Below are 13,376 nucleotides of genomic sequence, written 5' to 3'. Positions count from 1 at the left end.
TCACGCTCTATTTCTTCGATTATAGAGCGGATTCAGATTTTAGGTCGAACAGACCTAAAATCATCCGTCTCTAGAGACCGGGCGACGGCTTTCCGGCCTTATGCTAAGGAAAGCAGATAGCGAATCGAGAGTTCGAGACGAGATGACCATCAAGCAAGCCATGGTATTGGCCGCGGGGCTCGGAACCCGCATGCGGCCGATCACCGACACCATCCCGAAGCCGCTGGTAAAGATCGCCGGCAAGCCGATGATCAATTATGCGCTGGATGCGCTGGCAGAAGCCGGCGTCGAGCGGGCTGTCGTGAATGTCCATCACCATGCCGATCAAATGGAAGCACATCTGCGCAGCTATCGCGGCCTTGAAATTCTGATCTCCGACGAGCGGGACGGGTTGATGAACAATGGCGGCGGCCTCGTCAAAGGCCTGAAACTGCTCGACCGCGATCCGATCTTCGTCATGAATGCCGACCTCTTCTGGATCGGTGAGAAGCCCGGCCATACGACGAACCTCGAGCGCTTAGCCGGATTCTACGACGAGCAGCACATGGACATGGCGATGCTCTGCGTCGACCTGGAGAGAACCACCGGCCATAACGGCAAGAATGACTTCGGCATGGCGCAAGACGGAAGGCTCGCCCGCTACCGCGATGTCGGGCGCGACGGCGTCGTCTATGCCGGCGCTATCGCGATGAACCCGTCCTTCTTTGACGACGCGCCGATTGACGCCTTCAACCTCAACATCTACTTCGACAAAGCCATCGAGCGCGGCCGGCTCTATGGCACTATGCTTGAAGGCCATTGGCTGACTGTGGGAACGCCGGAGGCGATCGGCGAGGCGGAGGAAGCGATCCGGACGTTCCGGGCGTTTGCGTGAACCTATGGCGGGCGGACACCGGCAACGCATCCTGACGATCCCTGCGGGCCTGCCCTTCCTGAAGACCCTCGCGTCAGCTCTCTGCGATGGCCGGCTGACCGAACATTTCCGCCATGATCCGAGCGACCCGCTGTCGCTTGCCAAGGTCAGCATCTTCCTGCCGACGCGGCGCGCGGCGCGCGTGCTGCGCTCGGAATTCGTCGATCTGCTCGGCGGCCGTTCCGCCATCCTGCCCGTCATTCGCCCGCTCGGCGAAACCGATGACGACAGCGGTTATTTCGAGGAAGCCCTGCCTGAAACAGCCGATCTGGCGCAGCCGCTTGCCAACACGGCGCGGCTGCTGGAGCTGGCGCGGCTGATCCTTGCCTGGCGTAACAAGCTGCCGCAGATCGTGCGCGACATTCATTCCGATTCGCCGCTCGTCGCCCCGGCAAGCCCGGCGGACGCCATTTGGCTGGCACGCAATCTCGCCGAACTCATCGATTCGCTGGAGACCGAGGATCGCGAATGGAGCGAGCTTGCCAATCTCAGCGCCGAAGAACATGCGCTCTGGTGGCAACTGACGGCTGAATTCCTGCGGATCGCCAGCGCCTTCTGGCCGGCGCGTCTCGAAGAGCTTGGCAAATCTTCCCCTGCCCGCAATCGCAATGCCGTTCTTCGCGCCGAAGTGCAGCGAATCGCCACCATGCGGCATGCCGGACCTGTCATCATTGCAGGCTCTACCGGCTCTGTGCCAGCGACCGCGGAACTGATCGCTGCGGTCGCTTCACTGCCGCAAGGAGTGATCGTGCTGCCCGGCCTCGATCTTTTGATGCCGGAAGAAGACTGGCAGCTCGTGGCGGCGGAAACGGCTGCCGGCGAACGATCCGACCCCACCACGCGCAGCCACTCCCAATATGGCCTGTCGTTGCTACTCAAGCGCTTGCACGTCACCCGACGCGATGTCGAAGCCGCCGCCGAGGCGTCCGAAACCATGCAGATGCGCGCGGAAATCCTGTCACGCGCACTGGCGCCGGCAAAAGCGACGAGCGGCTGGGATAGCTGGCGCAAGACACTTGCCGCCGACGCGATTGCTGACGCTTTTGCCGACGTATCTCTGATCGAGGCATCGAACGAGCGCGAGGAAGCGACGGCAATCGCCATCGCATTGCGGCTGGCACTGGACAAGCCCGGGCGCAACGGTGGCGAGAGCCAGGCAGCCTTGATCACCCCGGACCGCAATCTTGCCAGACGGGTCACGGCCGAGCTTGCCCGCTTCGGCATCACCGCCGATGATTCCGCCGGCACGCCACTGAACGCCACGCCGCAAGGCACGCTGCTGCAACTGATTCTCGAAGCCACGCTTCGCCCTGGCGATCCCGTCGCCGTCGTCGCGCTGCTCAAGCATCCCCTCGCCCGCTTCGGCCTGTCGCCGGAAGCGCACAGTCTCCGCGTCGATGCGCTGGAAATCCTGGCGCTTCGAGGCGGTGTCGCCAATGTCGATATCAGCACGCTGGAGACCCTGCTTGATGGCCGGGTGGCTGAGCAGGCCAGTGACCGTCATGCACCGCAATGGCGCAAAGCACTGCCGCCTGAGGCCATTGAACAGGCACGCGAGCTGGCGCAGCGAGTGACTGCCGCATGCGAGCCGCTTGTATCCGCGCTCTCCCTGCAGGCGGTGGAGGGTCTGCCGACCCTCTCGGAATGGGCGGAGTGTACGGGCCGGGCATTGGAGGCGGTGGCGGCCGACGAACGCGGCAATCTGGCAGCACTTTGGTCCGGGGAAGCCGGCGATACGCTCGCCAGCCTGTTGAAGGACGTCATCGACACTGAAGGCCAGCTCGAAGCCGACGGACCGCAATGGATCGACATCATGACCGCGCTCTGCGTGGGACAGGCGGTGAAGCCGCAGGCGCTCAGCCATCCGCGCCTCTTCATCTTTGGTACGCTGGAAGCACGCCTGCAGAGCGTCGATACGCTGATCCTCGGCGGCTTGAACGAGGGTTCCTGGCCAGGGCAGACGGCAAACAATCCCTTCATTTCCCGCAGCATGAAGACGGAGATCGGCCTGGAGCCGCCGGAGCGCCGCATCGGCCAGCTCGCCCACGATTTCGAAATGGCGAACGGCACGCGCGATCTGATCTACTCCCGCGCGCTGCGTCAGGGCTCGACCCCGACGGTCGCGTCGCGCTGGCTGCAGCGGCTGATCGCGCTTGGCGGCAAGGAACTGGAGGACGCTATGAAGGCCCGCGGCGACCAGTATCGCCATTGGGCCGCCATGATCGACGAGGGCGAAAACCAGGCTCCTGCGCTGCGTCCGGCACCGAAGCCGCCTGTGGAATTGCAGCCGAGAAGCTATTCCTTCAGCGAAGTGGGGCGGCTGCGCCGCGATCCCTATGCCATCTATGCCCGGCGCGTGCTGCGGCTCGATCCGGTCGATCCGTTCAACCGCGATCCCGGCCCGGCTGAGCGCGGCACGCTCTACCACAAGATTATCGATCGTTTCGTTCGCGAGGGGCATATAGCCGGCACGCCGGATGCGGCGCTGGCTATGGATCGCATCATCGCCGAACTCTTCGATGCCGAACGGCTACCCGTTCACATCGACAGCGTCTGGCGGCCTCGTTTCCGCGAAGTGGCGCGCGCCTTCCTTGGCTGGGAAGCGGAACGGCGACCAGAGGTGCGCAAGACGGCGACAGAGGTACCAGCCGGCGTCGAAATCGAACCAATCGGCATCCGGCTGACTGGCGTTGCCGACCGCATCGACATCAAGAGCGACAAGGCCGCCGATCTCATCGACTACAAGACCGGCTACAATCCCTCTCCGCCACAGGCTCGCGCGCTGCTCGACCCGCAGCTTGCTTTGGAAGCCTATGCGCTGAAAGCGGGCGCCTTCCGCAATATCGGCGTGCTGCTGCCCGAAAACCTGCTTTATGTCCGGCTGCGGCCCGGAGACCGCTTCAAGGTCGATCAGGTCAACAACGAGCACTCCAGCCGCGGCGGCAAGACGGAAACGAAGTCGGCTATGGATCTGGCGCAGGAATCGATGGACCAGCTCGTGAAATTCGTCTCGCTGCTGCAGTCGGGCGAGAAGGGCTTCTCCTCGCGGCTGATCCCGGCCCAACAGTTCGAATATGGCGGTGACTACGATCACCTCGCCCGTGTTTCCGAATGGTCGACGGCGGAGACCGAGCAGGAGGGCGGCGATGAGTGAGTTTCCCGCCGACAACATCGGCACTCTGCCCGAAAGCGACGATCCCGGCGTCTGGATCAGCTGGACGACGATCCAACAATCCATCGCCTCGGATCCCGAACGCTCCGCCTGGGTTTCGGCCAATGCCGGCTCTGGCAAGACGCATGTGCTGACGCAGCGCGTCATCCGCCTGCTTCTCGCTGGCGCGCGCCCTTCGGCCATCCTCTGCCTCACATACACGAAGGCAGCGGCTTCCGAAATGTCAAACCGCGTCTTCGACCGGCTGGCCGCCTGGGCGACGATGCCGGACGAGGAGCTGAAAAAGCGCATCGCCGATATCGAAGGCAAAGAGCCCGACCTCTTCAAGCTTGCCGAGGCCCGTCGACTGTTCGCCAAGGCGCTGGAAACGCCTGGCGGTCTGAAGATCCAAACGATCCATGCCTTTTGCGAGGCCCTGCTGCATCAGTTCCCGCTCGAGGCCAACGTTGCCGGCCATTTCTCCGTTCTCGACGATCGCGCTGCAGCCACCTTGCTCGACGATGCCCGCCGCGCGCTGCTGGCCTCCGCAACGCCACATGGCGATGCTGAATTGGCAGATGCATTCGCCTATGTGCTCGATCTCGGTGACGAATCGGGCCTGGAAACGCTGCTCGGCGATATCGTCGCCAATCGCAACGCCATCCGCCGCTTCACCGAGGCGGCGGAGCGGCAGGGCGGTTTTGAGACGGCTCTGCTGGCGCGGCTCGGCCTCTCCGCCGGCGACACGGAAAACGGCATTGCGGAGCAATATTGGCCGCTTCCCGGCCTCTCCGGCGCAACGCTTGAGCTCTATCTGACGCTTGCCGATCAGAAAGGCGGTGCCAAGGCCCAGGAGGTCGCCTATGCGCTGCGGCTTGCCAAGCGCGAGGCGGATCCGCTCGTTCGCGCCGACTTTCTCGAAAAGGTCATGCTGACCGCCAAGGGCGAGCCGAAATCGGACAGCCAGTTTTTCGTCAAAGCAATGCTGGCAGATGCCCCCGCCCTTACTGAGGCCGTCGCTGAAGCGCGCGCCCATGTCGTTGCCTGCCGCGACCGGCTGAAGCTGATGCGGATGTATCGTGCCACGCGCGCGGCCCTCATCCTCGCTGATCGGCTAAACCGGGATTATGAAGAGCTGAAGAAGCGGCGCAGCCAGCTCGATTTCGAAGACCTTATCACCCGCACGGCGGATCTTCTGACCAAGAAAGATGTCGGACCCTGGATTCACTACAAGCTGGATCAGGGCATCGATCACATTCTGGTGGACGAGGCGCAGGATACCAGCCCGATCCAGTGGAGCGTCATCCAGTCGCTGGCGGAGGATTTCTTCTCCGGGGACAGCGCGCGGCCGACGCTGCGGACGATCTTTGCCGTCGGCGACGAGAAGCAATCGATCTATTCGTTCCAGGGCGCCCGGCCGGAACGCTTTTCCGAGGAAAGCGACCGTACTCGCCGGCGGGTGGGCGCCAGCGGCCAGCAGTTCTCGTCGATCCGCCTGCCACTGTCCTTCCGCTCGACTGCCGATGTGCTTGGTGCCGTCGATCATGTCTTCACCAGCCCGGACAATGCGAGAGGTCTCAGTGCCGTCAACGAGCCGGTGGTGCATCGCTCCAGCCGCATCGGCCATCCTGGCGCCGTCGACCTTTGGGAGATGATCGCGCCGGAGCCGGCCGCCAAGGAGGAGGACTGGACGGCGCCTTTCGATTCGACCCCAGAGAGCGCGCCCGCTGCTATCCTGGCAAGGCGGATGGCGCAGACGATCGGCAATCTTGTTGGCCGGGAAAAGATCATCGAGAAGGGTAAGGCCCGTTTCATCGAGGCCGGCGACATTCTCGTACTTGTGCGCAAGCGCGACAGCTTCGTCAACGCGCTGACGCGCGCCCTGAAACGGCGGGGGAATATCCCCGTCGCCGGCGCCGACCGGTTGGTGCTGACCAGCCATATCGCCATTCAGGATCTGCTCGCACTTGGCCGCTTCCTGCTGCTGCCCGAAGACGATCTTTCGCTTTGCGCCCTGCTGAAAAGCCCATTGTTCGACCTCGACGAAGAAGACGTCTTCGCGGTCGCGGCCTATCGCGATGATGGCCAGAGTGTCTGGAGTCATCTGCTGAGATTCGCTGAAGATGATCATGATCGCTTCCAGTTGGCAGCCGATCGGCTGAAGACCTTCCTTGCTTTGTCGAAAAGCCTGGCCGTGCATGACTTTTACGCCCGCGTGCTCGGCAGCTTCGGCGGCCGGCGGCAGTTTCTGGCACGGCTCGGCACCGAGGTCAGCGACATCCTCGACGAATTCCTGACCTTTGCGCTGGATCACGAGACCAGCGGCTTGCCGGGCCTGCAATCCTTCATCTCGACGCTCGAGCTCGAAGCGCCGACGGTCAAGCGCGAGCAGGACAAGGGCCGCAATGAAGTGCGGATCATGACCGTGCATGCCTCGAAGGGGCTGGAGGCGCCGATCGTCTTCCTGGTCGATGGCGGCGGCAAGTCCTTCACCCACACGCATCTGCCGAAGATGCGGCTGATCGAGACCGGCCGCGACCAGATCCCGCTGCCGGTATGGGTTCCCGTCTCGGCGCTCGCCAATTCGCTGACGCAGGCCGATACGGCGCGGTTGCAGGCGCTGGCGGAGGAAGAATATCGCCGCCTGCTCTATGTCGGCATGACCCGCGCCGCCGACCGGCTGATCATCTGCGGCTATCGCGGCGTCCGTGAAAATGCCGATACCTGGCATGCCATGATTTCCGCGGCGTTGCGTGAGGATGAGCAGCACTGCACGCAAAGAACCTTCACCGGTCCCGATGGCGACTGGGAGGGCTTAAGCTGGCGCGTCGCCCAGGTCCAGCTCGAATTCGAAACCGTGAGAGAGCATGAGAAACGTTCGGAACGCGTAGGCCTGCCGGCGGGTCTCAACCAGCCATTGCCGCCGCAAAGAAACCTGCCGCGACCGCTGAGCCCCTCCGGCGTCGGCACCGTTATCGACGAGGAAGCCGACAATCTGCTCGTCACGTCGGCGCTCTTCGGCGAAAAGGCCAAGTCCGACCGCGCCCTGCAGAAAGGCCGGTTCATCCACCGCATGCTGCAGACTTTGCCCGACATCGCGCCTGCGGATCGGGCCGATGCAGCACGGCGCTATGCCGAACGGGCTGCGCGCTTCTGGCCGCAGGCGGAGCGGGAAGCGCTGGTCAATTCGGTGATGGCGCTGCTGTCGCATCCGGACTTGCAGGGCACCTTCGGCACCCATGCGCAGGCCGAAGTCTCGATCATGGGCACGCTGAAGCTCGGCCGCCAATCCTACGCCGTCTCGGGCCGCATCGATCGGCTCGCGGTGCTCGACGACCGTGTCGTCATTCTCGACTACAAAACCAATCGTGTGCCGCCCGGCGAGGAAAGCACCATTCCTTTCGCGCACAGAGCACAGCTTGCCGTCTATCGCGAAATCCTTTCCCCGCTTTACCCGGGAAAGCGTATCGACTGCATGCTGGTCTATACCGAGAATGCCTCGATCTACACGTTGTCCGATAGGGCACTTGCATTGGCGCTTGCGGAGCTCGAGACAAAGTGAAATACCAAATATTGAAATTTGGGCGCCGCACCATCACATATCTAGCAACCGCAAATCCTGGTAAGGAGCAGCCTATGGCTACCGTTAAAGTCGATACCTCTAATTTCGCCACCGAAGTGCTGCAGTCTGCAGAGCCTGTCGTCGTTGATTTCTGGGCCGAATGGTGCGGTCCGTGCAAGATGATCGCCCCGGCTCTTGAAGAGCTCGCCGTGCAGTTCGAAGGCAAGGTCAAGGTTGCCAAGCTCAACATCGACGAGAATCCGGAACTGGCCGCCCAGTTCGGCGTTCGCTCGATCCCGACGCTTGCCATGTTCAAGGCCGGCGAAGTCGCTGACATCAAGGTCGGCGCCGCTCCCAAGACGGCCCTGCAGAACTGGATCTCCAGCGCAGCCTGATCTCGGTATCGATCGCATGAATTAAAAAAGCCCGGCTCGACCGGGCTTTTTATTGATCTCGATCTGATTATCGCGGCGGCGTGCCATTATCGGCAAGCACATCACCGACCAGGTAGAGGGAGCCGCCGATTAGGATGCGTGGGGGTAGCGTGGTCGGCGCCGCAAGGGCCTTGATCGCATCCAGCGCGTCGCCGACAGTCGACATCGGCTCCGCCACCAGACCGGCATCATAGGCGGCATTCGCCAGAATGACCGGATCGATCATGGCATCGCTGGCGCGGATCGGCACGCAATAAACCTTCTCCGCAAGACCGACGAAAGCCTTGAAATAACCGACCGGATCCTTGGTATTGATCATGCCAATGATCAGGAAGAGCGGCCGCGGCTGGCGCTCTTCGAAACTGGCCATGGCCTCGGCGATGACTTCGCCGGCGCCGGGATTGTGGCCACCATCGACCCAGATCTCCGCGCCTTCGGGCGCGTGCGAGATCAGATTGCCTTCGGTCAACCGCTGCAGGCGCCCCGGCCATTCGACCGAGGTCATCGCCTTTTCCATCATCGCTTCGGTGACGACGAAGCCAGCGGCCTTGACGGCCCGGATGGCGGCAGCAGCATTGCCATATTGGTGGCGGCCGGGCAGACGCGGCAGCGGCAGGTCGGCAAGGCCGAACTCATCCTGATAGACGAGCTTGCCATATTCTTCGTGGGCGGAAAAATCCTGGCCGAAAACGGCAGTCGGGCAGCGAAGCCGCTCCGCCGTCGATATCAGCACATCGAGCGCGGCGTCATATTCCTGATGACCGATGACAACGGAGTGCCCGGCCTTCATGATGCCGGCCTTCTCAGCAGCGATCAGCTCGACGCGATCACCGAGATAGGGCTGGTGATCGAGCGAAATCGGCATGATGACCGAAACGGCAGGATCGGAAATGACATTGGTCGCATCGAAGCGGCCACCGAGGCCAACTTCGATAACTGCGGCATCGGCCGGGTACTCGGCAAAGAGAAGGAAGGTCGCAGCCGTCAGGATCTCGAAGACGGTGATCTTCTGGCCACCATTGGCTTCTGCGATGCGACGCAGCACATCGGCGAAAACGGCATCGTCGACGAGCGCGCCGCGACCGCCCTTGACGCCCATCCGGTAACGCTCATGCCAATTGACGAGATGCGGCGAGGTGTGGACATGCACGCTGTAGCCGCCTGCTTCGAGCAGCGCGCGGCAGAAGGCCGTCACGGATCCCTTGCCGTTGGTGCCGGCGACATGGATCACCGGCGGCAATTTCTTATGGGGGTTGCCGAGGATATCGAGCAGCCGGGTTATTCTCTCCAGAGAGAGATCGAAGCCCTTGGGGTGCAGCCCCAACAGCTTCTCGATCTCCCGTGCTGCCTCGCTCATTGCGGATTGATCCATAGCCGTCATCCCGCACCTCCGCCTTTCGGCCGTCAATGATATCAGGCGCTCGCCGCTACCGGCAGCGCAGCGCCGTTCTTGCTCTTGGCGGACACATCGTTTGCCGGTGCCTTCGTCAGGATTTTCAGAAGCGTGGCAAGAGTGTCCGGAATATCATGGCGCTTGATGACCATATCCACCATGCCGTGCTCTAGCAGGTATTCCGAGGTCTGGAAGCCTTCCGGCAGCTTCTCGCGGATCGTCTGCTCGATGACGCGCTTGCCGGCAAAGCAGATTTCCGCACCCGGTTCGGCCAGGTGGATATCGCCCAGCATGGCGTAGGAGGCGGTGACGCCGCCGGTCGTCGGGTTGGTCAGCACAACGATATAGGGCTGGCCGGCTTCCTTGAGCATGTCGACGGCAACCGTGGTGCGCGGCAGCTGCATCAGCGACAGAATGCCTTCCTGCATGCGTGCGCCGCCAGAGGCCGGGAACATGACCAGCGGGCATTTCTCCGAAATCGCCCGCTCGAATGCCTTGACGATGGCTTCGCCGGCGGCAATGCCGAGCGAACCGCCCATGAAATTGAATTCGTGCACGACGGCAACGAGCTTCACGCCGCGAACCTTGCCGACGCCGGCGACGATCGTGTCTTCCTGCTCGGTCTTGACGCGGCTGTCCTTCAGGCGATCGGTGTATTTCTTCGAGTCGCGGAACTTCAACGGGTCCTGCGCCACCTTCGGCTGCGGCAGGGCTTCGTATTCACCCTTGTCGAAGAGATCGGCAAGGCGCGCCTTGGCCGGCATCTTCATGTGGAAGCCTGAGGCAGGAATGACCCACTTGTTGTCTTCCAGATCCTTGTGGAAGACCATCTCGCCGGTCTCCGGGCACTTGATCCAGAGATTCTCGGGAACCTCGCGACGGCCCAGCATGGAGTTGATCCGCGGGCGAACGTAATTCGTGATCCAGTTCAATTCGAAACTCCTAATCGACCAAATTCATCGATATCGTCGTCGTCACCTAGAACGGTCCGGCTTTTCATCGAAGCGCCGACTATTCCAGCTCTTTGTTTTCTCGCAATTCCGGGCGGAAAACCGCTGTGCACTTTTCCTGGAATTGCTCTAATGCCCATCGGCCTTTTTCGCAATCCGCAGGGAATTGCCGAAAGGCCTATATGGGGAAACTATTCGGCGGCAACAAGGCGCGCAGAGCGCGTTCCCGTCGACAGACCGCGGACAAGCGTCGCGACGGCCTGGATAGTGTCAGCCGTCGCCTTGCCATCCTTGGTAAGGCTGGTGGCGATCTGGTTGACAATGGCGGTGCCGACGACGACGCCGTCAGCGGAAGCGCCGATCAGCTTGGCGTGCTCGGCCGTCTTGACGCCGAAGCCGACGCAAACCGGCAGCTCGGTATGCTGCTTGATGCGCTTGACGGCGCCCGAGACCAGCGACGGATCCGGCAAGGCCGAACCGGTGATGCCGTTCATCGAGACATAATAGACAAAACCGGACGTGTTCTTCAGAACCGTCGGCAGGCGCTTGTCATCGGTGGTGGGCGTTGCCAAGCGGATAAAGTTGATGCCCTTGCGGATGGCAGGAATGCAAAGCTCGTCATCCATTTCCGGCGGCAGATCGACGACGATCAGGCCATCGATGCCGGCGGCAATCGCGTCATCGAGGAACTTTTCCACGCCGTAGATGTAGATCGGGTTATAGTAACCCATCATCACGATCGGCGTATCGGCGTCGGTCTTGCGGAAATCGGCTGCAAGCTGCAGCGTCTTCTTCAGCGTCTGGCCCGCCTTCAAGGCGCGCTGGCCGGCAAGCTGGATCGCGGGGCCGTCGGCCATGGGATCGGAGAAAGGCATGCCGAGTTCGATGACGTCGGCTCCGGCTTCCGGCAGCGCCTTCATGATGCCGAGCGAGGTCTCGTAGTCGGGATCGCCGCCCATGAAATAGGTGACGAGTGCCGGGCGGCCTTCAGCCTTCAGAGCGGCGAAGCGTTTGTCCATACGTGTGGTCATGGCGTCTAACTCACATTCCCAGAATCTTGCCGACGGTGAAGATATCCTTGTCGCCGCGGCCGGAGAGGTTCATCAGGATGATCTCGTCCTTGCCCATTTTCGGGGCGCGCTTGATCACTTCGGCGAGCGCATGGCTCGGCTCGAGCGCCGGAATGATGCCCTCGAGGCGCGTCAGCGTCTGGAAGGCTTCCAGCGCCTCATGGTCCATGATCGGAACATATTCGGCGCGGCCGATATCGTTCAGCCAGGAATGCTCCGGACCGATGCCGGGATAATCGAGGCCAGCCGAGATCGAATGACCCTCTTTGATCTGGCCATCGCCGTCCTGCAGCAGATAAGTGCGATTGCCATGCAGCACGCCGGGCGAGCCGGCGGTGATGGAAGCGCAATGCTCATCGCCCTGCAGGCCCTTACCGCCGGCTTCGACGCCGACGATCTTGACGCTTGCGTCATCAAGGAAGGGATGGAAGATGCCGATCGCATTCGAACCGCCGCCGACGGCCGCGATGACGAGATCCGGCAGGCGGCCTTCGGCCTCCAGGATCTGCGCGCGGGCTTCGGTGCCGATCACGGCCTGGAAATCGCGGACCATTTCCGGATAGGGGTGTGGGCCGGCGGCCGTGCCGATCAGGTAATAGGTATCGTCGACATTGGTGACCCAGTCGCGTAGCGCCTCGTTCATGGCGTCCTTCAGCGTGCCGCTGCCGGCGGTTACCGGAATGACCTCGGCGCCCAGCAGCTTCATGCGGAAGACGTTCGGCGCCTGGCGCTCGACATCGGTCGCGCCCATGTAGACGACGCAAGGCAGGCCGAAGCGCGCCGCAACGGTCGCCGACGCCACGCCATGCTGGCCGGCGCCGGTTTCCGCGATGATGCGGGTCTTGCCCATGCGTTTGGCGAGCAGGATCTGGCCGATGCAATTGTTGATCTTGTGCGAGCCGGTGTGGTTGAGCTCTTCGCGCTTGAAATAAATCTTGGCGCCGCCAAGCTCGGCCGTCAGGCGCTCGGCGAAATAAAGCGGGCTCGGGCGGCCGATATAATGCGTGCCGAGCGACTTCAATTCCGCCTGGAAGGCCGGATCATCCTTCGCCTTGTTCCATTCCTCCTGAAGGTCCAGGATCAGCGGCATCAACGTTTCGGCAACGAAACGACCGCCATAAATGCCGAAACGACCGTCCTCATCAGGGCCGGCGCGGAAGGAATTGGGTTTAGGCGTCTGGTTCACTTTCTACTCCCTGCTGCCGGTTCCGGCAGGCATGCTTCTGCAAAAGCGTCAAAAAACTGGTCGATCTTGCCTAGATCCTTCACGCCCGGCGCGCTTTCGACGGCCGAGGAAAGATCGATGCCGGTGGCCTTGGTGGAGGCAAGCGCCAGCGCGACATTATCCTTGTTGACGCCGCCCGAGAGCATGTAGTCCACGCGATCGTCGAGCCAGCTCATCAGGCTCCAATCGAAGGATACGCCGTTTCCGCCCGGCAGCACAGAGCCGGCCGGGGGCTTGGCATCGAACAGGAAGCGGTCGGCAATGCCGATATAGGATTCCACCCGCTTCAGATCGTCGGCGTCGCGCACTGACATGGCCTTCATGACGGCGACGTTATGGATCGCTTTGATTGTCAGCACGCGTTCCGGGCTTTCATTGCCATGAAGCTGCAGCATATCCGGCTTCACCAGCGCCATGATCTCGTCGAGATCGTCATTGCTGGGATTGACCGTGACGGCAACGATCTTTGCCTTGCCGCGCGCGCGCTCCGCCAGCTGGCCGGCCAGATCGGGCTCGATATAGCGCGGGCTCTTTTCGAAGAAGATAAAGCCGATATGAGTGGCGCCGCGCTCAAGAGCACGATCCACCGCTTCCGGCGTCTTCAGACCACAAATTTTGACATCGGGGTTCATGGCAGCGGAGTGACACGAAATTTCGAAAGAGTCGAGCCTAAAGGCG

9 protein-coding genes are annotated in these 13,376 nt (G+C 62.2%); 4 read left to right on the top strand and 5 right to left on the bottom strand.

The features are described from left to right. The first annotated feature begins 142 nt into the window (after positions 1–142). The 4 genes from GA0061102_RS10310 (at position 143) to trxA (ending at position 8,021) form a co-directional block, all read left to right on the top strand. The gene (locus GA0061102_RS10310) at positions 143–874 is read left to right on the top strand and encodes a nucleotidyltransferase family protein (RefSeq protein WP_092846536.1); all 732 of its coding nucleotides are present in this window, start codon (positions 143–145) and stop codon (positions 872–874) included. Between the two features lie 4 nt (positions 875–878). Then, positions 879–4,067 (top strand): double-strand break repair protein AddB, encoded by a 3,189-nt coding sequence (gene addB, locus GA0061102_RS10305; RefSeq protein ID WP_092846534.1) that lies wholly within the window; start codon positions 879–881, stop codon positions 4,065–4,067. Next, on the top strand, positions 4,060–7,626 hold the full coding sequence (gene addA / locus GA0061102_RS10300; RefSeq protein WP_092846532.1) for a double-strand break repair helicase AddA: 3,567 nt from the start codon (positions 4,060–4,062) through the stop codon (positions 7,624–7,626). The genes addB and addA overlap by 8 nt, the downstream gene beginning before the upstream one ends. A 74-nt stretch (positions 7,627–7,700) precedes the next feature. Further along, complete coding sequence (gene trxA / locus GA0061102_RS10295; RefSeq protein WP_015338194.1) at positions 7,701–8,021, top strand: thioredoxin; 321 nt, start codon at positions 7,701–7,703, stop codon at positions 8,019–8,021. Positions 8,022–8,088: 67 nt separating this feature from the next. Here the strand turns inward: trxA and GA0061102_RS10290 are convergent, their stop codons facing one another. The 5 genes from GA0061102_RS10290 to GA0061102_RS10270 form a co-directional block, all read right to left on the bottom strand. Next, positions 8,089–9,441, bottom strand: coding sequence for a bifunctional folylpolyglutamate synthase/dihydrofolate synthase (locus GA0061102_RS10290; protein ID WP_245297966.1), 1,353 nt, complete (start codon positions 9,439–9,441; stop codon positions 8,089–8,091). A 32-nt stretch (positions 9,442–9,473) separates the two neighbouring features. Then, positions 9,474–10,385, bottom strand: a complete 912-nt coding sequence (accD, locus tag GA0061102_RS10285) for an acetyl-CoA carboxylase, carboxyltransferase subunit beta (RefSeq protein WP_092846530.1) — start codon at positions 10,383–10,385, stop codon at positions 9,474–9,476. A 209-nt stretch (positions 10,386–10,594) separates the two neighbouring features. Next, positions 10,595–11,434: a tryptophan synthase subunit alpha gene (gene trpA / locus GA0061102_RS10280; protein WP_092846528.1), complete on the bottom strand. Its 840-nt coding sequence runs from the start codon at positions 11,432–11,434 to the stop codon at positions 10,595–10,597. Between the two features lie 10 nt (positions 11,435–11,444). Continuing rightward, positions 11,445–12,659: a tryptophan synthase subunit beta gene (trpB, locus tag GA0061102_RS10275; RefSeq protein ID WP_092846526.1), complete on the bottom strand. Its 1,215-nt coding sequence runs from the start codon at positions 12,657–12,659 to the stop codon at positions 11,445–11,447. Then, a complete protein-coding gene (locus GA0061102_RS10270) occupies positions 12,656–13,330 on the bottom strand; it encodes a phosphoribosylanthranilate isomerase (RefSeq protein ID WP_092846524.1) in 675 nt (224 codons plus the stop codon). The genes trpB and GA0061102_RS10270 overlap by 4 nt, the downstream gene beginning before the upstream one ends. Between the last annotated feature and the right edge of the window lie 46 nt (positions 13,331–13,376).

The organism is Martinezella miluonensis (assembly GCF_900094545.1).
GTDB lineage: Bacteria > Pseudomonadota > Alphaproteobacteria > Rhizobiales > Rhizobiaceae > Rhizobium > Rhizobium miluonense.
The sequence above is the reverse complement of the archived record's forward strand: the minus strand, read 5'-3'. Positions and strand labels throughout refer to the sequence as shown.